This window comes from Ruegeria sp. BHSC043 (assembly GCF_059612985.1).
The window spans coordinates 147,714-165,651 of the sequence record NZ_JBXWRS010000006.1; the positions used below are offsets into that span (position 1 = coordinate 147,714).

16 protein-coding genes are annotated in these 17,938 nt (G+C 63.3%); 7 read left to right on the top strand and 9 right to left on the bottom strand.

Features of this window, described 5'->3' with window-relative positions:
- Positions 1–135 precede the first annotated feature (135 nt).
- Together AC2FMM_RS11760 and AC2FMM_RS11765 are read left to right on the top strand one after the other, a co-directional pair.
- Positions 136–714: a YqaA family protein gene (locus tag AC2FMM_RS11760; RefSeq protein ID WP_496689143.1), complete on the top strand. Its 579-nt coding sequence runs from the start codon at positions 136–138 to the stop codon at positions 712–714.
- A complete protein-coding gene (locus AC2FMM_RS11765) occupies positions 711–1,175 on the top strand; it encodes a disulfide bond formation protein B (RefSeq protein ID WP_496796644.1) in 465 nt (154 codons plus the stop codon). The genes AC2FMM_RS11760 and AC2FMM_RS11765 overlap by 4 nt, the downstream gene beginning before the upstream one ends.
- A 2-nt stretch (positions 1,176–1,177) precedes the next feature.
- Here AC2FMM_RS11765 and AC2FMM_RS11770 read toward each other — a convergent pair whose 3' ends face one another.
- Complete coding sequence (locus AC2FMM_RS11770) at positions 1,178–1,765, bottom strand: HNH endonuclease (protein ID WP_496678242.1); 588 nt, start codon at positions 1,763–1,765, stop codon at positions 1,178–1,180.
- A 212-nt stretch (positions 1,766–1,977) separates the two neighbouring features.
- Between AC2FMM_RS11770 and AC2FMM_RS11775 the strand changes: the two genes are divergently transcribed.
- Both AC2FMM_RS11775 and AC2FMM_RS11780 read left to right on the top strand, forming a co-directional pair.
- Positions 1,978–2,583, top strand: coding sequence for a pseudouridine synthase (locus tag AC2FMM_RS11775; RefSeq protein ID WP_496796645.1), 606 nt, complete (start codon positions 1,978–1,980; stop codon positions 2,581–2,583).
- 31 nt (positions 2,584–2,614) lie between these two features.
- A complete protein-coding gene (locus AC2FMM_RS11780; RefSeq protein WP_496678238.1) occupies positions 2,615–3,040 on the top strand; it encodes a VOC family protein in 426 nt (141 codons plus the stop codon).
- A 10-nt stretch (positions 3,041–3,050) separates the two neighbouring features.
- Here AC2FMM_RS11780 and AC2FMM_RS11785 read toward each other — a convergent pair whose 3' ends face one another.
- A complete protein-coding gene (locus AC2FMM_RS11785; protein WP_496740536.1) occupies positions 3,051–3,716 on the bottom strand; it encodes an alpha/beta hydrolase in 666 nt (221 codons plus the stop codon).
- A complete protein-coding gene (locus tag AC2FMM_RS11790; protein ID WP_496796646.1) occupies positions 3,713–4,345 on the bottom strand; it encodes a DNA-3-methyladenine glycosylase family protein in 633 nt (210 codons plus the stop codon). The genes AC2FMM_RS11785 and AC2FMM_RS11790 overlap by 4 nt, the downstream gene beginning before the upstream one ends.
- Positions 4,346–4,442: 97 nt before the next feature.
- Between AC2FMM_RS11790 and AC2FMM_RS11795 the strand changes: the two genes are divergently transcribed.
- Positions 4,443–5,669, top strand: coding sequence for an MFS transporter (locus tag AC2FMM_RS11795; protein ID WP_496689041.1), 1,227 nt, complete (start codon positions 4,443–4,445; stop codon positions 5,667–5,669).
- On the opposite strand, the gene AC2FMM_RS11800 is transcribed toward AC2FMM_RS11795, so the two are convergent.
- Genes AC2FMM_RS11800 through cysS form a run of 3 tightly spaced genes read right to left on the bottom strand, consistent with a single transcriptional unit; the run spans position 5,670 to position 9,480 of the window.
- The gene (locus AC2FMM_RS11800; protein ID WP_496796667.1) at positions 5,670–6,446 is read right to left on the bottom strand and encodes a squalene/phytoene synthase family protein; all 777 of its coding nucleotides are present in this window, start codon (positions 6,444–6,446) and stop codon (positions 5,670–5,672) included.
- A gap of 2 nt (positions 6,447–6,448) precedes the next feature.
- Positions 6,449–8,083 carry a citramalate synthase gene (cimA, locus tag AC2FMM_RS11805; RefSeq protein WP_496796647.1) on the bottom strand — a complete coding sequence of 545 codons (1,635 nt, stop codon included), beginning with the start codon at positions 8,081–8,083 and terminating at the stop codon, positions 6,449–6,451.
- A complete protein-coding gene (gene cysS / locus AC2FMM_RS11810; RefSeq protein WP_496711374.1) occupies positions 8,080–9,480 on the bottom strand; it encodes a cysteine--tRNA ligase in 1,401 nt (466 codons plus the stop codon). The genes cimA and cysS overlap by 4 nt, the downstream gene beginning before the upstream one ends.
- Positions 9,481–9,745: 265 nt before the next feature.
- Between cysS and AC2FMM_RS11815 the strand changes: the two genes are divergently transcribed.
- Entirely contained in the window at positions 9,746–10,933 is a 1,188-nt protein-coding gene (locus AC2FMM_RS11815) for a pyridoxal phosphate-dependent aminotransferase (protein WP_496796648.1), read from the top strand.
- A gap of 16 nt (positions 10,934–10,949) precedes the next feature.
- Here AC2FMM_RS11815 and AC2FMM_RS11820 read toward each other — a convergent pair whose 3' ends face one another.
- The gene (locus AC2FMM_RS11820; RefSeq protein WP_496796649.1) at positions 10,950–11,468 is read right to left on the bottom strand and encodes an outer membrane protein; all 519 of its coding nucleotides are present in this window, start codon (positions 11,466–11,468) and stop codon (positions 10,950–10,952) included.
- A gap of 415 nt (positions 11,469–11,883) precedes the next feature.
- On the opposite strand from AC2FMM_RS11820, the gene AC2FMM_RS11825 reads away from it, so the two are divergent.
- The gene (locus tag AC2FMM_RS11825; RefSeq protein ID WP_496796650.1) at positions 11,884–13,428 is read left to right on the top strand and encodes a trimethylamine methyltransferase family protein; all 1,545 of its coding nucleotides are present in this window, start codon (positions 11,884–11,886) and stop codon (positions 13,426–13,428) included.
- 52 nt (positions 13,429–13,480) lie between these two features.
- On the opposite strand, the gene AC2FMM_RS11830 is transcribed toward AC2FMM_RS11825, so the two are convergent.
- Entirely contained in the window at positions 13,481–13,726 is a 246-nt protein-coding gene (locus tag AC2FMM_RS11830; protein ID WP_496678218.1) for an EF-hand domain-containing protein, read from the bottom strand.
- Between the two features lie 521 nt (positions 13,727–14,247).
- Positions 14,248–17,877, bottom strand: coding sequence for a vitamin B12-dependent ribonucleotide reductase (locus AC2FMM_RS11835; RefSeq protein WP_496796651.1), 3,630 nt, complete (start codon positions 17,875–17,877; stop codon positions 14,248–14,250).
- Positions 17,878–17,938 lie beyond the last annotated feature (61 nt).

A 17,938-nucleotide genomic window follows, 5' to 3' on the forward strand; every position in this document is an offset into this window, starting at 1 on the left:
GAATTACCGCCCAAGCGTGCGAAGGTCCAGAGGCAAAAATCACCAAAGACAGGGCAGCGCGATAGCGCAAGAGGTTGACGCTGGGGCGTGCACATGATTTGCCTCGTCAGACTTGAACAGTGGAATTTGGTGCAAATGCTGCGATCGCTGTATGACTGGACCATCCGTCTGGCCGATCACCCGCATGCCCTTTGGGCGCTGGCCGTCGTGGCATTCATCGAAAGCTCGTTCTTTCCGATCCCGCCCGATGTTCTGATGATCCCGATGATTCTTGCGCGCCCGTCGCGCGCCTGGCTGATCGCCACCGTGGCCCTGGTTGCCTCGGTGCTGGGTGGGATGCTCGGCTATGCCATCGGGGCCTTCTTCTACGAAAGCGTGGGCCAGCCTATCCTCGAGGCCATGGGCAAGGCCCACGCCATGGAAGAATTCAACCAGCGGTTCAACGATTTCGGTTTCTGGGCGGTTCTGACCGCCGGCGTCACGCCCTTCCCCTACAAGGTCATCACGATCATGTCCGGCTGGACGGGCATGCCGCTGGGCACCTTCATCGCGACATCCATTCTGGCGCGTGCGCTGCGGTTCTTCATGGTTGCCGGGCTGCTTTGGGGCTTTGGGGAACCGATCCGCGATTTCATCGAAAAACGTCTGGGTTTAATGTTCACCCTTTTCATCTTTCTGCTGATCGGCGGATTTTTGGTGGTGAAATACGTATGACGCGCAAACGCACACTCATTCTTCTGGCCGCCACCGGATCCCTGGGATTGCTGCTGGGGGCCTGGGCCTTTCAATACATCGGTGGAATGGCGCCTTGCAAAATGTGCATCTGGCAACGCTATCCACATAGCGCGGCAATCGCGATCGGCGCCTTGGCCTTCGCCCTGCCGGGCGTACGCCTCCTGCCGCTTCTCGGCGCGGCAGCCGCCGCTACCACCTCGGGCATCGGCATCTATCACGCCGGGGTCGAGCGCGGGCTATGGGAAGGCCCGTCCAGCTGCACCTCGGGCAGCATCAGCGGCCTGTCGACGGAAGAATTGATGGAACAGATCATGGCCGCCCCACTGGTGCGCTGCGACGAAATCCCGTGGGAGATGTTCGGCCTGTCCATGGCCGGTTGGAATGCACTGCTGTCCGCAGGTTTGGTTCTGGTCTGGCTGGCCGCCTGGCGCGCGCGCTGACCCTACTGGGCGTCCAGTTCCGCATCCCAATACAGAAAGTCGATCCAGCTTTCGTGCAGGTGGTTGGGCGGAAACTTCCGCCCGATGTTCTGCAGCATCTCGGCATCGGGCTGGCGCGGCGGCTTGCGCAGGCTCATCCCGGCTTGGCGCAACGATTTCGACCCCTTGCGCAGATTGCACGGGCTACAGGCGGCGACCACGTTCTGCCAACTGGTGACGCCTCCGGCCGCGCGCGGCACCACATGGTCAAAAGTCAACTCGCCCCGGCTGCCGCAATACTGACAGCGGAACTCATCCCTCAGAAACAAATTAAAGCGCGTGAAGGCCACGCGCTTTCTGGGTTTCACGTAGTCTTTCAGGACAACCACCGACGGTATTCGGATCACCGTGCTGGGGCTGCGGACCACCTCGTCATATTCGGCGATGATATCGACCCGATCCAGCCAGGCGGCCTTTATCGCCTCCTGCCAGGGCCACAGCGACAGCGGATAGTAGGACAGCGGGCGGTAATCGGCGTTCAAAACCAAGGCCGGATGGTGCTTCAGCGCACCCGGCTCCCTGACAAATTCGGTCCTGAAATCTCCGTCCATCGCAGAATCGCTCCTCGCTCTCGGCTGCCTGTATGGGACACCAGAGCGGGGAGCACCCGCCCCGGTCTTGATTCAACTATATATCGTGGCAAAGCTCTGGCAAGCCCTGAGTTTCCACAATATCTCGGGAGCATGATAGGCAGCGGCCGTAACAAGCGCGTGAGAGTTATCCACAGCTTGCGCTGGCGATGAACCGCGGGTATGCGAGCCCCATGTCCTGGTTCATCCGTTTCAACAAGCCGTTCGACGTGCTGCCGCAATTCACCGACCGGCAAAACGCCGACTCGCCGCGCCGCACCCTGTCGGATTTCATAGACTTGCCGGGTGTCTATCCGGCCGGGCGGCTGGACCGCGACAGCGAGGGGCTGATGCTGCTGACCGACAATGGGCGGCTGCAATCCCATATCTCGGACCCCAAGCACAAGATTCCCAAAACCTATTGGGTCCAGGTCGAGGGCATCCCGGATGCAGCGGCCATTCGGGCCCTGCGCGACGGGGTGGAGTTGAATGACGGCATGACCCGCCCAGCCAAGGCGCGGCTGATCGACGAACCCCAAGGCCTGTGGCCGCGCACCCCACCGATCCGCGACCGCAAGACGGTGCCGGATTGCTGGCTGGAACTGACCCTGCGCGAAGGGCGCAACCGTCAGGTGCGCCGCATGACGGCCGCCGTGGGCCACCCCACCCTGCGCCTGATCCGCGCCAAGATCGGGGACTGGACCCTGGACGACCTCGCCCCCGGCAGCTGGGACAGTCTGCCGTTGCCCGTTCTGGAAACCGCCCCCCAACGCAAGCGGGACAGGCGTCCGCGGCGGTGACTTTTTCGGCGATGTCCGATATCATGTCGCCATGAAAGTAGCAGCCGGAATCCCGTCGCCTTCGGGCATTCTCGAGGCCGCGCTGTATGTCGATGATCTGGATGCAGCCGAACGGTTCTATGGCGAGGTTCTGGGCTTGGAACGCATTCAGCGCGTGGAGGGCCGGCACGTGTTCTTCCGGGTCGGCGCCTCGGTGTTGCTTTTGTTCAACCCTGACCAGACAGAACAGCCTCCGACCAACCCGGACCTGCCGGTGCCGCAGCATGGCGCTCGCGGTTCGGGGCATGTGTGCCTGATCCTGACGCGCGATCAGATCGCGTCGATGCGCAAGCATTTGTTGGACTGGAACGTCCCTGTCGAGGCCGAATTCGACTGGCCCAACGGGGCCCGGTCGCTCTATGTGCGCGACCCGGCCGGAAATTCGGTGGAATTTGCCGAGGGTCACCTGTGGGGGTGACTCTACCCAGTCACAGGCTCAGCTTGTCGCGCATGAAGGCCAGCGCGACGCCCAGCCCGTCGGGTGCGATTCCATGGCCGGTGCCCTTCATGATGTGGGCATAGACCTCCTTGAAACCCGCGCGCTGCAGGGCCTCGGCGGCCTCGGGTAGCGATTGCGGCGGCACCATGTCATCGGCATCGCCATGAACCAGCAGCACGGGCATCCGGCTGACCACCTCGTCGGCCAGCAGGTCAGGCTCCAACAGGCGGCCGGAAAACGCGATCACGCCAGCCACCGGGTCTTCGCGGCGCGGGGCCACGTGCAGGCTCATCATCGTGCCTTGGGAAAAGCCGAACAGCACCACCTGCTCGGGCAGCACGTCCTCGTCCACCATCAGGGCGTCGAGAAAGGCGTTGAAATCCTCGACCGCCATTTCCATGCCGCGCCGGGCCTCCTCCTCGGACGAACCGTCGATCCACGGGATCGGAAACCACTGGAAGCCGTTGGGCATGCCGGGGATCTGCTCGGGTGCGTCGGGGGCCACGAACAGCGTGTCGGGCAGGTGTTCGCCCAGAACATCCGCAAGCCCCAGCAGATCGGCCCCGTTGGCGCCATAGCCATGCACGAACACCACGACCGAGCGCGTGTCGCCCGAAACCGGCTCTTTGCGGAGCGCGTTCAAAACCCTTGTCATCTGATCCCTTCCCTATCCTTGGCCACGCGGTAATAGGCCCACAGAACCCGGGCTGCAACCGACCGCCACGGCGACCACGCCTCGGCCATCTGCCGCAGCGCCTTGTCGGTCGGCCGATCTGACAGGTCGTACAGCATCCGTGCAGCCTCCTGCAGGGCCAGATCACCCGGCGCGATCACATCCGCGCGCCCCAGCGAGAACATGGCATAAATCTCGGCCGTCCAGACCCCGATGCCCGGCACTTGGGTCAGCGTCGCAATGACCACGTTATCGGGTACCTCGCGCAGGGCTTTGTAGTCGATCCGCGCCTCGGCCAGCGCCCGGGCATAGCGGATCTTCTGACGGCTCAGCCCGACTGCGCGCAGGTCATCGTCGGTGGCCCACTTGATCTTGCGCGGCCCGGTCAGGCCGGCCTGCTGCATCCGCCCCCAAATCGCGTTGGCCGAGGCCACGCTGACCTGCTGGCTGACGATGGCGCTGAGCAGTTGCGCGAAACCGTCAGGCCGGCGGCGCAGGGGCAACGGGCGGGTCAGTTCGATCGCGTGCGCCATGCGCGGACAGGTGTCAGACAGCCACTCGGCCCCTTCCGCAACGCATTCTGGTGTCTCGATAATTCGACCAACGGTCATGGCGGCTCCAGGTGGCGGTTCAGGGCGCAGGTTAGGCTGCTTTGTCGCATATGCAACCCGCTTGTATGTCCGCCGGTTCGCCGATACCCATTTGCGCATGTCGATGACCAGCACAGCCCCCGACGATACCCGCGCCAAGCGCAACGTTGCCGTTCTGGTGGCGGCGCAGGCGATTCTGGGCGCGCAAATGCCGATGATCTTCATCGTTGGCGGATTGGCGGGCCAGTCGCTGGCCAGCAACGCCTGCCTGGCCACGCTGCCGATTTCGCTGATCGTTCTGGGCTCGATGCTGGCGGCAACGCCGGTCTCGGCCATCATGCAGCGCTGGGGCCGCCGCGCCGGATTTCTGGTCGGTGCCACCGCCGGAGCGGTGGGCGGCGGCGTAGGAGCCTATGGCCTGTACCTGGGGTCGTTCCCTGTCTTTCTTGTCGGCAGCCTGCTGACCGGCATCTACATGAGCGCACATGGCTTCTATCGCTTTGCCGCCGCTGATACTGCTTCAGACGCATTCCGGCCCAAGGCGATCTCTTATGTCATGGCCGGCGGCCTGGCTGCCGCCATCATCGGGCCGCAGATCGTCAAGCTGACCTCGCAGGCCTATGTCATTCCGTTCCTGGGCACCTATTTCGCAGTGATCGCAGTGAACGTCATAGGGTCGGTCCTATTCCTGTTTCTGGACATTCCGACCCCCGACCGTCCGTCACAGTATGCGCCCAAAGGCCGGTCGCGGCTGGAGTTGCTGAAAACCCCACGTATTGCCGTGGCCATCATCTGTGCCATGGTCTCGTACGCGCTGATGAACCTTGTGATGACCTCAACGCCGCTGGCCGTCGTCGGCTGTGGCTTCTCCGAAGGTGATGCGGCGGATGTGGTCACCAGCCACGTTCTGGCGATGTATGTTCCCAGTTTCTTCACCGGCCACCTGATCGCCCGGTTCGGGGCCGAGAAAATGGTCGCGATCGGTTTGGCGATTTTGGGCGGCGCGGGCGTTGTGGCCCTACAAGGCGTTGAGATCGGGAACTTCTTTCTGGCCCTCGTGCTGCTTGGCATTGGCTGGAACTTCGGTTTCATCGGCGCCACCAGCATGTTGGCGGCCCAGCACGATGTGCATGAACGCGGCCGAGTGCAGGGACTGAATGACCTGCTGGTGTTTGGAGGCGTGACGATTGCGTCGCTGGCCTCGGGCGGATTGATGAACTGTTCGGGCGGCTCCCCGGTCGAGGGATGGACGGCCGTCAACCTGGCGATGGTACCATTGCTGACCTTGGCGGGCGGCGCGCTGCTGTGGCTAGTGCTCAAACCCGATGCCGCGGATACGGCCTGATCACCACCGACCTGTGGTCGCGGTCCAGATCAGGGATGCCCGCCGACGAAACTCGCTTTGTTTCAAAGCGCCCGTGCTGACCGCTGTCGGGTCAGCGACCACGCGGCGCAACACCCATTCGGCCTGCCAACCGGCCACAAGCGCCGGGCGCGCCTGATCCGAAACATCGACGCGCCGTGCTCGGGCCGCGGCCATCCGGTCCAGCGCCCGCTCGGCCAATTGACGCACCCCGTCCGGCGTTCCGTCCAACAGGGGAATGCGCCCGCGGGCTTCAAGCGCGGGGATGGCGCGGAACCAGTTCGCCACACCGACCGCATAGCCAAAATCGCGCAGAACCGTTTCGTCGGCGGCACCCAGGGCTTGCGCCGCGGCGACCATCAGCGACCCTGCGCTGTGGGTCAGGTAGGCCTCGAAGTGTTCCTCATCCTCGAACGGATCGCGGTAGATATCCCAACGCCTTACGGCCACGAATTCATCCAGCATCGCCGCCAGATGCGGGGAAAGGACGCGCGACAGGGGCGTGACCACCTCGTGCCGCCGCACAGAGGGCCCTTCGGCGATCTCCTGCAGCGCGTCGCGCCACCATTGCAGGCGCATCTCGGCAATCATCGGCTCTTGGGTGACCCACGGCGCGCGGGCGACCTCGATATTCATCGCATAGATCGGAAACAGCACGGCCCGCGCTTGGACCGGCGCCGCCATCGCGGCCATGAACCGATCGGGGTCGGCCCGGTGGACCAGCGCCGCGCAGGCCTTGACGTCGTCGTCGAAGGGCACGCTCACTCGGCCACCACCGATTGCGGGCTGCAATCGCGCACCAGCTTCCACTGGATCGCCTCCAGCAGCGCCTCGAACGAGGCGTCGACGATGTTCGCGCTGACCCCCACCGTGGACCAGCGCCGCCCCTGCCCGTCTTCGCTGTCGATGATGACGCGGGTCACCGCCTCGGTCCCGCCCTGGGTGATGCGCACCTTGAAGTCCACCAGGTGCATATCGTCCAGGATGGGCGAGTACTGCCCCAGATCCTTGGCCAAAGCTTTGGCCAGCGCGTTCACCGGGCCACGGTCGCTGCCGTTTTCGTCCATCGACTCGCTGACCGAAAGCTTCTTCTCACCATCCACCTTCACCACGACGACCGCTTCGGACAGGCTGACCATCTGGTTGTACTTGTTCTTGCGCCGCTCGACCGTGACCTTGTAGCGCTTGACCTCGAAGAACTGCGGCAGCTGGCCCAGTTCATCGCGGGCCAGCAGCTCGAAACTGGCCTGCGCGGTGTCATAGGAATACCCTTCGGCTTCGCGTGCCTTGATCCGTTCCAGAATGCGCCCCAGCGCCGGGTCGCCCGGCTCGACCTGCAATCCGGCCTCGGTCAGGCGTTTGCGCAAGTTCGACTGGCCCGCCTGGTTCGACATCGGAATGATCCGCGCATTGCCCACGGTCGCCGGATCGACATGTTCATAGGTCGAAGGGTCCTTGAGAATCGCGCTGGCATGCAGCCCTGCCTTGTGCGCAAAGGCCGAGGCGCCAACATAGGCCGCCTGTTTGCTGGGCACCCGGTTCAGGATGTCGTCCAGCATGCGGCTGATGCGGGTCAGACCGGTCAGCGCGTCGCGACTGACGCCGATCTCGAAGGCCGAGGCATAGGGCTCCTTCAACAGCAGCGTCGGGATCAGGGCTGTCAGGTTGGCATTGCCGCAGCGCTCGCCCAGCCCGTTCAACGTTCCCTGAATCTGGCGCGCGCCGGCATCCACAGCGGCCAAGGAACAGGCCACGGCATTTTCGGTGTCGTTGTGGGTGTGAATGCCCAGCCGGTCGCCGGGGAAGCCCGCGGCGACCAGGGCGGACACGATCCGCCCCACTTCAGCCGGCAGCGCGCCGCCATTGGTGTCGCACAACACCACCCAGCGGGCACCGGCCTCCAGCGCCGCTTGGCAGACCTGTATGGCATAAGCGGGGTTGTCCTTGTAGCCGTCAAAGAAATGCTCGGCATCAAACAGCGCCTCGCGCCCCTGCGCCACGATATGCGCGACCGAGGCGCGGACGTTCTCGACATTTTCCTCCAGCGAGATCCCCAGCGCGTCGGTCACGTGATAGTCATGCGACTTGCCCACCAGACAGACCGCCCGCGTGCCGGCGTTCATGACGGCGGCCAACACGTCGTCATTCTCGGCCGAGCGCCCGGCCCGTTTGGTCATGCCAAAGGCGGTCAGGCAGGCGCGCGTCTTGGGCGCGGCGTCGAAAAATGCGCTGTCGGTGGGGTTCGCACCGGGCCAGCCGCCTTCGATATAGTCCACCCCCAAAGCATCCAGCGCCTGCGCGATCTGGACCTTTTCGGCGGTCGAGAACTGAACGCCCTGCGTCTGCTGGCCGTCGCGCAACGTGGTGTCATAGAGGTACAGGCGCTCTTTGCTCATTCCACGCCCTCCAGCCTGCTGGCATCAAAGCCCGCGCCTGGCACCAGTTCGACCCCGTCCTTGCTCATCCGCACTTCCAGACCAGCCGACAGATAGGCGGCCTTCAACCGATCCACTTCCGAGAAATCCTTGGTCTGCATCGCCTCGGCCCGAACACGGGCCAGCCGGTCGGCATGGGCCGACAGATCCACGCCGTCGGTCTCGGCCCAGCCCCCCATCTCGGGTTCCAACAGGCCCAGTACCTGCGCACTGGCCAGCAAAGTGGCGGCATCGCCGTCCGAGGCCAGACGATGCAGCTCGGCAAGGGCACCCGCCGTGTTGAGGTCATCGGAAAGCGCCTCGATCACCGCGGGCGCCGCGCTGGCTGCGGGTTCGATGCCCGCAGTCAGCGCCCGCCACTTTCGCAACGTGGCCTCGGCCTCGCGAGCCTTCTTTTCTGTCCAGTCCATCGGCTTGCGATAGTGGGTCTGCAGGAAGACGAACCGGATCACCTCGCCCGGCACGCCCTGATCCAGCAGGTCATGCACGGTGAAGAAATTGCCCAGTGATTTGGACATCTTCTTGCCCTCGACCTGCAGCATCTCGTTATGCAGCCAATAGCGCGCGAATTCGCCGTGCGGATGGGCGCATTTGCTCTGGGCGATCTCGTTTTCGTGGTGCGGGAACATCAGGTCGTTGCCGCCGCCATGGATGTCGAAACTTTCGCCCAGCAACTCATAGCTCATGGCCGAGCACTCGATATGCCAGCCCGGACGCCCCCGGCCCCAGGGCGACTCCCAACCGGGCAGTTCATCGTCCGAGGGCTTCCACAGCACGAAATCCATCGGGTTCTTTTTATAGGGCGCCACCTCGACCCGCGCGCCCGCGATCATGTCATCGACTGACCGACCCGAAAGCTTGCCATACTCGTCGCGCCAGCTGTCCACCGCAAACAGAACATGCCCCTCGGCCTCATAGGCGTGGCCCTTGGCGATCAAGTCCTCGATCATCGCGATCATCTGGTCGATATACCGCGTGGCCCGCGGCATCTGGTCGGGCTCCAGCGCCCCCAGCGCGCCCATGTCGTGCAGGTACCAGCCGATCGTCTCGTCCGACCGCTCCTGCACCAACTGCTCAAGCGTTCCTTCGGCCCCGGCCTGCTTGCGCGCCAGGGCCGTCGCGTTGATCTTGTCATCGACGTCGGTGAAGTTGCGTACATAGGTCACATGCTCGGGCCCGTAAACGTGACGCAGCAGGCGGTATAGCACGTCAAACACTACCACGGGCCGCGCGTTGCCCAGATGCGCCCGGTCATACACGGTGGGTCCGCAGACATACATCCGCACGTTGTCGGGATCGATCGGAACGAAATCTTCCTTCGTCCGGGTCCGCGTGTTGTGCAGTTTGATCGTCGTCATGCGTCTGGCTCCTGGATACAGCAATAGCGTCCGCGTTGACGCGGGCTTAGCAACTTGTCTCAGGGAAGAAAACGAAAGAAACCGGCCCGCGTGAAAGTTCAGCAGGGAATGCAGCAGATAATGATGCAGGCCTTCCGGTTCATGGCCCATCGCATAGCACGCCCGGTCCCGCGCGCCAAGACTTCTGTTGCCTGCGGGAGAAGCTGATTGACAAATCACCCCGGCTCTGACCCATTCGGCGGACTTGCCGCAACGGAGGCGCGCCATGAAACTTTCGCACCGCATCACGCATCTGACCGGAGGCGGTTCGGACGGGTGGGACGTGTTCTATCGCGCGCGCCGCATGATCGCCGAAGGCCAAGCCGTGACCGAGCTGACCATCGGCGAACATGACATCCGCACCCACCACTCGATCCTGGCCGAGATGGACCGGTCGGCGCGCTCGGGCCATACCGGATACGCTATGGTGCCGGGCACGGATCTGCTGCGCGATACCGTGGCCGCGCGGGTGCAGACCCGCACGGGCGTTCCGACCACGCGCCACAACGTGCTGATCACCCCGGGCGGACAGGCCGCGCTGTTCGCCGCGCATATGGCAGCGTGCGACCCGGGCGATGTGGGCCTCTATCTCGATCCCTTCTACGCCACCTATCCCGGCACGATCCGCGGGGCGGGCGCGATCGCGCGCGCGGTTCAGACCCGGGCCGAGGACGCCTTTCAGCCCAACGCAGCCACGATAGCAGAACAGGCCGAGGGTGCCGCATCATTGCTGATCAACACGCCGAACAACCCGACCGGGGTCGTCTATTCACGCGAGACCCTGACCGAGATTGCCGATCTGTGCCGCGAGCGCGACATCTGGCTGATCTCGGACGAGGTTTATGACACGCAAGTCTGGGAAGGCGCGCACCTGTCGCCCCGCGCCCTGCCCGGTATGGCCGACCGCACCCTGGTCGTGGGCTCGATGTCGAAGTCCCACGCCATGACCGGGTCGCGCTGCGGTTGGATCGTTGGCCCCGAAGAGGCCATCGAACATCTGATCAACCTTGCCACGCACACCACATACGGGGTTCCGGGTTTCATCCAGGACGCCGCCAGCTATGCGCTGACCGCGGGGGACGAACTTGAAGAAGAGGTTGCGGCCCCTTTCCGCCGCCGCTGCGCCCTGGCGATGCAGGTTCTGGCCCGACAGAACACGGTGGGCCTGATCCCCGCACAAGGCGCAATGTACCTGATGCTGGACATCCGCGCGACAGGGCAAAGCGGCGAAGACTTCGCCAATGCACTGCTGGACACCCACGCCATCGCGGTCATGCCCGGAGAAAGCTTCGGCCAAGCCGCCGCAGGGCATGTGCGCGTGGCCATGACCATCGATGATGACCGGTTCGCCGCTGCCCTTCAGACCCTATGCGAATTCGCAGACCGGCTTGCGGGTCAGACAGCGGCCGAGTGACCGAGACGGGTTTCGTTCAGAACCGGAACGTCGCGCGCAGGTTAAAGGTGTTGGTATCCAGATCGCCCCGCGACCGTGTGACATCGTTAAAATTCTGCCGCAACGCTTCGCCACTGATGATCAGCCGATCGCCCAGAGGATAGGCTACGCCGATTCCGTAGACCGCTGCTGTGTCGCTGTCGCCCGAAGTATTCGCCCGCGCGGCACCTACCACGACGTAGCCCAAAGCGGGCCCGAACTCATATCCGCCGCGCAGTTTCACGCGGGACACGCTGTCCAAACTGCCCTCCGAGGCGCCCAGGTCGAGATTCAGCCGGTCATATTCCAGTTCACCCCCGACGACGAAGCTGCCAAGATCCAGATCGTATCCGATATTTGCGCCGATGCTGCCCGAATTGCTTCCACTGCCGCCGGGTCCGTCCGCGTCGGTATAACCGAAGGTGAACCCGGCGTAAGCGCCCGTCCAATCCTCGGCCAACGCCACCTGCGCCGCTGGAATCAGCAGGGCCGACAGCAAGGCGCGGATCAGTTTCATGCAAGCCTCCGGTTTTCGTTCAGCACCCTTTGCAATTGAAACAGATGCGGTGATGTGCACCTCTACTAAACATGTGCTTTGGTGCAGTCAGATCAATTCAAGTCACGCAAATCTTAACAATAAGTAATGGAAGCATAACATATTTCGCCATCTGCGTGAGGATTTCCTGCCGCGTTCATCAACGTTCCGAGTTTTTGAGGCCAAAAGCGACATCGGTCGCAAACGGGACAGATTGCTTGCTCGGACCCTGACACTATTCGTCGCAGGAGTTGAGGGCCACATGCCAAACGATATCTGGAAGATTTGCCTGATTAGCCGCACCATTGGTGCCGATCGGGGGCGTGCGGCACGAGGACGGCCGTGACGGGTTGAAGCTTCCCCCCTTTGACCTGACTTTCATTTTGGAGTCCTCACCATGAACGACCAATCCCGCTCAACGTCCCGCAGTGGCGGCCGCGCCGCCCGTCGCGCCGCCCGTGCCGCAGCCCTGCCCGAACATCTTCGCCCCGTTCGTCCGGGGCTTGAGGGCGGCACGTACAAACCGCTCAGCCAGCAGGACATGGAGCGTATTCACGCCGCCGCGCTGGACGCGCTGGAAACCATCGGTTTGGCCGACGCGCCGCCCAGCGGCATCGATTACCTTGTCAATGCCGGCTGTACGCTGGGCGATGACGGGCGTATCCGCTTTCCCCGCGCGCTGGTCGAGGACACGATCGCCCGTGCCAACCGCTCGGTGACGCTCTACAGCCGCGACGGCAAGACCGATCTCGAACTTTCGGGCAACCGCGTGCACTACGGCACCGCCGGGGCGGCGGTCAGCATGGTCGATGCCCAGGGCCGCAACTATCGCGATTCGACCGTGCAGGACCTGCACGACGCGGCCCGGATCTGCGAGCAGTTGGACAATATTCATTTCGTGCAGCGCCCCATGGTCTGCCGCGACATCGCCGACAACCGCGAAATGGACCTGAACACGATCTATGCCTGCTGTTCCGGCACCTACAAACATATCGGCACCTCGTTCACCGACCCACGCTATGTGGCTCCGGCGATGGAGATGCTGCACATGATCGCCGGCGGCGAGGACAAATGGCGCGAGCGGCCCTTCGTGTCGAATTCGAACTGTTTCGTCGTGCCGCCGATGAAATTCGCCACCGAAAGCTGCCAGGTGATGGAGGAATGCATCAAGGCAGGTATGCCGGTGCTGCTGCTGTCAGCGGGCATGGCAGGCGCGACGGCGCCTTCGACCATCGCGGGCGCGATCGTCCAGGCCACCGCCGAATGCCTGGCCGGGTTGGTTTATGTCAATGCCGTAAGCCCCGGTGCTCCGGCGGTTTTTGGCACCTGGCCCTTTGGGCTGGACCTGCGCACCGGCGCGATGTCGGTCGGTTCGGGCGAGCAGGCGCTGCTGAGCGCGGGCTGCGCCCAGATGCACAAGTTCTACGACCTGCCGGGCGGCGCCGCGGCCGGTGCTTCGGATGCGAAACTGCCCGACATGCAGGCCGGGTGGGAGCAGATGTGCTCGAACGTCATGGCCGGGCTTTCGGGATTGAACATGGTCTACGAAGCCGCGGGAATGCACGCCTCGTTGCTGGGCTTCTGCTTCGAGAGCCTGATTCTGGGCGATGACTTGATCGGGCAGGCCCTGCGTTGCGTCCGCGGGATCGAGGTGAATGAAGACACCCTGGCCGTCGACCAGATTGCCGAGGTCTGTTTGGGCGGGCCGGGCCATTATCTGGGCACCGATGCCACGCTCAGCCGGATGCAGGCCGATTATGTATATCCCATCCTGGGGGATCGGACCTCGCCCAAGGAATGGGCCGAGCTGGGCAAGCCCGACCTGATTGCCAAGGCCACCGCCCGGAAGGAAGAGATTCTAGGCCAGCCGTCGCAAGCCCGGTTCGATCCAGTGCTGGACGCCGAGATCCGCAGCAAGTTCAACATTCACTTACCCGCATAACCTATTGTAAAGCAGCCCGGGTTTCCCCGGGGCCGCGCTCCGCCGACAGGTGTCAGCCGTTGCTTGGGGGAAGCAACCCTGCCTCCTGCGCGACGGCGATTTCGGCCTGATCCAGCGCGCCGTCACCATTTGCATCCATCGCCGAGAACGTGTCTGCATCCATGTCCGGCAGAACGGCCTGCACCTCTTCGATGGTCAGAACGCCGTCGCCGTTGGCATCGGCGCTGCATTGGGCCAGAACAACTGCCGGAACGCCCAGGGCCACGGTGGCCAGAAGAGCGAGATTGCGAGGTTTCATCGTCAAATCTCCAAATAAGGGGTGTGTGGTAGTTTGTCCGGACACCGGCACCAAACACCCCTGCTCGGCCCATGTCACCCCCGCCGAGTCGCACAGCCCGATTCGTGCCGATCCCCGCCCCTTTTGCGCACCTGGCGGCGCGATCTTTTGCCGTGCAAAATTCCGCCGGGACGTTGCGCCATGACTCCCCTCATGCGGGCGGCCCGATCCGGCAGAACGTCGCCCAAAAAGAAAGGGGGCCGAAGCCCCCTGTCAGTTTTGCCGTCCAGGCTCATTCTCATTGACCGCCCGGTGTTTTTTGCCTGCGGCCTGGACTGCACATGGGACGAGCGCACCCGCCCCGTGAAAGAGTGGGAAGGAGCAAATATTCCGCCCCACCCTGTTCGTGGCCGACACGGGCATGTCGGCCGGGCGGAGAAAGGCCAGATGGTAAGCCTTGCGGCCTGTCTCCGTATTCGTCGGGACCGGCACCGTATTGGCAGCGTCCGGCCCCTGCGCCCCGGGTTGCCGGGGCGTTTAGCTCAGCTACACCCGCTGGTTGCGCCGCAGGTGTTGCATTTCATGCAGGTCCCGTTGCGCACCAGCGTGTAGTTCCCGCATTCCCCGCAGGGATCGCCCTCGTAGCCCTGCATCTTGGCCTTGGTCCGGGCATCCATCCCGGTGGCCGTCTCGGCAACGACGGTGGTCTCGCTTTTGGTCTCGAAGGTGACGGACGCCTCGGACATGCCGGTCGCGGCCGCCTGCCCTCCGTTGAACACCACCAGATCCTGCGGAAGACGCTTGCGCAGATAGCCGGTCGAGCTGATCTGTTTCAGCACCTCCAGCGATTTCGACGCCGCGCTGTCGCTGACCTCCGAGACGTTCGACACGCCCTCTTCCTCGCCGCGGCCCAGATCGTCGAAGGTTGCGCCTTGCGGCTTCACATGCGCCAGGTCGGTACGATCCAGATACGACACCGCAAGCTCGCGGAAGATGTAGTCGAGGATCGACGTGGCGTTCTTGATCGAGTCGTTGCCCTGCACCATCCCGGCCGGTTCGAACTTGGTGAAGGTGAAGGCGTCGACGAACTCTTCCAGCGGCACACCGTATTGCAGGCCGACCGAGACCGCGATGGCAAAGTTGTTCATCATCGCGCGGAAGCCGGCGCCTTCCTTGTGCATGTCGATGAAGATCTCGCCCAGCTTGCCGTCCTCAAACTCGCCGGTACGCAGGTAGACCTTGTGCCCGCCCACGATCGCCTTCTGGGTATAGCCCTTGCGGCGATGCGGCAGCTTTTCGCGGTGGCTGCGGATGACCTCCTTGACCACGACCTTCTCGATGACCTTTTCGGCCAGTGTCACGGCCTTTTCCCGCGCCGATCCGCTTTCGAGGATTTCCGCCGCCTCATCGTCATCCTCGACCAGCGCAGCTGCCAGCGGCTGGCTGAGCTTGGACCCGTCGCGATACAGCGCGTTTGCCTTGACGCCCAGGCTCCAGGACAGCTCGTAGGCCTTCTGGCAATCCTCGATGGTGGCATCATTGGGCATGTTGATCGTCTTGCTGATCGCGCCCGAAATGAAGCTTTGCGCCGCCGCCATCATCTTGATGTGGCTGTCGACACCCAGGAACCGCTTGCCCTTCTTGCCGCACGGGTTGGCGCAGTCGAAGATCGCGTAATGCTCAGGCTTCAGATGCGGGGCCCCTTCCAGGGTCATGGTGCCGCAGACATGGTCGTTGGCCGCGTCGATATCCGCCTTGCTGAAGCCCAGATGGCGCAGCATGTCAAAGGTCGGATCATTCAGCTTGCTGGCCGGGATGCCCAGAACACCGGTGCAGAAATCTTCGCCCAGCGTCCACTGGTTGAAGACGAACCGGATGTCGAACGCGCTTTCCAGCGCGGCGTCGATCTTGGCCAGCTCGTTCGGGCCGAACCCGTGACCTGTCAGCGAGGTGTGGTTGATCCCCGGCGCGTTGCCCAAGGTGCCGTGACCCACCGCGTAGGACACAATCTCTTCGATCTGGGCCGAGGAATAGCCCAGCTTCTCGAGCGCCGCGGGGACCGAGCGGTTGATGATCTTGAAGTAGCCGCCCCCGGCCAGTTTCTTGAACTTGACCAGCGCAAAGTCGGGCTCGATCCCGGTGGTGTCGCAGTCCATCACCAGTCCGATCGTGCCGGTCGGCGCGATCACGGTGGCCTGCGCGTTGCGGTAGCCGTTCTTCTCACCCAGGCTCAGCGCCTCGTCCCAGGCGCTCATGGCCAGATCGATCAGGCGCTTGTCCGGACAATTGGCGTGATCCAGCGGCACCGGCTTGACCGAGAGTTTCTCGTACCCCTCGGTCACGCCCTGCGCAGCGCGGCGGTGGTTGCGGATGACCCGCAGCATATGCTCGGCGTTGCGCTTGTAGCCGGCGAACGGCCCCAGCTCGCCGGCGATCTCGGCCGAGGTGGCATAGGCCACACCGGTCATGATCGCAGTCAGTGCGCCACAGATCGCGCGACCCTCGTCCGAGTCGTAGCCATAGCCCATATTCATCAGCAGGCCGCCGATGTTGGCATAGCCTAGACCCAGCGTACGGAAGTCATAAGACAACTGCGCGATCTCTTTCGACGGGAACTGCGCCATCGTCACCGAGATCTCGAGCGTCAGCGTCCAGAGACGGGCCGCGTGCATATAGTCGGCCGCCTGAAACTCGCCATCCTTCAGGAAGGTCAGCAGGTTCATCGACGCCAGGTTGCAGGCCGTGTCATCCAGGAACATGTACTCTGAGCACGGGTTCGAGCCGCGGATCTCGCCGTCTTCGGGGCAGGTGTGCCATTCGTTGACCGTGTCGTGGAATTGAATGCCCGGATCGGCGCAGGCCCAGGCCGCATGGCCGACCTTTTCCCACAGGTCGCGCGCCTTGACCACCTTGGCCACCTTGCCGTCGGTGCGGTTGATCAGTTCCCAGTCGGCATCCTTTTCAACCGCCTTGAGGAAGGCGTTGGTCACGCGGATCGAGTTGTTGGAGTTCTGACCCGAGACCGAATTGTAGGCTTCCGAATCCCAGTCGGTGTCGTAGGTCGGAAACTCGATGCTGTCGTGGCCCTGCTTGGCGTAATCCAGCACGCGCTTGATGTAAGTCTCGGGGATCGCGACCTTTTTCGCCTCGCGGATCGCTGTTTTCAGCCCGTCGTTCTTCTTGGGATCATAGGCGTCGTCCTGTGCGCCGTCCCACGTGCGGATGGCCTCGAAAATGCCGTTCAGCATCTTTTCGTGCATTTTCGATCCGGCAACGATCGAGGCCACCTTCTGCTCTTCGATCACCTTCCATTCGATGAATTGCTCGATGTCAGGGTGATCTGCATCGACGATCACCATCTTTGCTGCTCGACGGGTTGTCCCGCCTGATTTGATCGCGCCAGCGGCGCGGTCGCCGATCTTGAGAAAGCCCATCAGGCCCGAGGACTTACCGCCACCCGACAGCGCTTCGCCTTCTGCGCGCAGATGGCTGAAGTTGGTCCCGGTGCCCGAGCCGTATTTGAACAGGCGCGCCTCGCGCACCCACAGATCCATGATGCCGCCTTCGTTCACCAGATCGTCATCGACCGACTGGATGAAGCACGCATGCGGCTGTGGATGTTCATAGGCCGATTTCGACTTGGTCAGCTTGCCGGTTTTGTAGTCGACATAGTAGTGACCCTGCGCCGGGCCATCGATCCCGTAGGCCCAGTGCAGACCGGTGTTGAACCATTGCGGGCTGTTTGGTGCGGCGCGCTGGGTCGCCAGCATATAGCGCATCTCGTCGAAATAGGCGCGCGCGTCCTCCTCGGTCGAGAAATAGCCGCCCTTCCAGCCCCAATAGGCCCAGGCACCGGCCAGACGGTCGAACACCTGTTTCGAGGACGTCTCCCCGCCGAACTCGGCATCCTCGGCCGGAACCGAGCGCCAGAGGAATTCGGGCACGTCCTTCTCGCGCACTTTCTTCAGCTTGCTGGGAACGCCGGCCTTGCGGAAATATTTCTGTGCGATCACGTCGCTGGCGACCTGACTCCAGGTCGAGGGCACCTCGATGCCTTCCAGCCGGAACACGATGGTGCCGTCGGGGTTGCGGATTTCCGAGGTGACGGACACGAAGTCCAGATCGGCATAAGCGTCCTGCCCAGGTTTCGTAAACTTTCTTTCAATCTTCATGTCCGCAGCCCCAGATCATCAAACAGTGCTATTCATGTCCTCGGCACCCAATTCACATTCG

Excerpts from the sequence above, each read along its gene's own strand:
- AC2FMM_RS11820 (WP_496796649.1), bottom strand. The coding sequence starts at position 11,468 with ATGAAACTGATCCGCGCCTTGCTGTCGGCCCTGCTGATTCCAGCGGCG.
- AC2FMM_RS11780 (WP_496678238.1), top strand. The coding sequence starts at position 2,615 with ATGAAAGTAGCAGCCGGAATCCCGTCGCCTTCGGGCATTCTCGAGGCC.
- AC2FMM_RS11760 (WP_496689143.1), top strand. The coding sequence starts at position 136 with ATGCTGCGATCGCTGTATGACTGGACCATCCGTCTGGCCGATCACCCG.
- AC2FMM_RS11775 (WP_496796645.1), top strand. The coding sequence starts at position 1,978 with ATGTCCTGGTTCATCCGTTTCAACAAGCCGTTCGACGTGCTGCCGCAA.
- AC2FMM_RS11785 (WP_496740536.1), bottom strand. The coding sequence starts at position 3,716 with ATGACAAGGGTTTTGAACGCGCTCCGCAAAGAGCCGGTTTCGGGCGAC.
- AC2FMM_RS11825 (WP_496796650.1), top strand. The coding sequence starts at position 11,884 with ATGAACGACCAATCCCGCTCAACGTCCCGCAGTGGCGGCCGCGCCGCC.
- AC2FMM_RS11830 (WP_496678218.1), bottom strand. The coding sequence starts at position 13,726 with ATGAAACCTCGCAATCTCGCTCTTCTGGCCACCGTGGCCCTGGGCGTT.
- AC2FMM_RS11815 (WP_496796648.1), top strand. The coding sequence starts at position 9,746 with ATGAAACTTTCGCACCGCATCACGCATCTGACCGGAGGCGGTTCGGAC.
- cysS (WP_496711374.1), bottom strand. The coding sequence starts at position 9,480 with ATGACGACGATCAAACTGCACAACACGCGGACCCGGACGAAGGAAGAT.
- AC2FMM_RS11795 (WP_496689041.1), top strand. The coding sequence starts at position 4,443 with ATGTCGATGACCAGCACAGCCCCCGACGATACCCGCGCCAAGCGCAAC.
- AC2FMM_RS11835 (WP_496796651.1), bottom strand. The coding sequence starts at position 17,877 with ATGAAGATTGAAAGAAAGTTTACGAAACCTGGGCAGGACGCTTATGCC.
- AC2FMM_RS11770 (WP_496678242.1), bottom strand. The coding sequence starts at position 1,765 with ATGGACGGAGATTTCAGGACCGAATTTGTCAGGGAGCCGGGTGCGCTG.
- AC2FMM_RS11790 (WP_496796646.1), bottom strand. The coding sequence starts at position 4,345 with ATGACCGTTGGTCGAATTATCGAGACACCAGAATGCGTTGCGGAAGGG.
- cimA (WP_496796647.1), bottom strand. The coding sequence starts at position 8,083 with ATGAGCAAAGAGCGCCTGTACCTCTATGACACCACGTTGCGCGACGGC.
- AC2FMM_RS11765 (WP_496796644.1), top strand. The coding sequence starts at position 711 with ATGACGCGCAAACGCACACTCATTCTTCTGGCCGCCACCGGATCCCTG.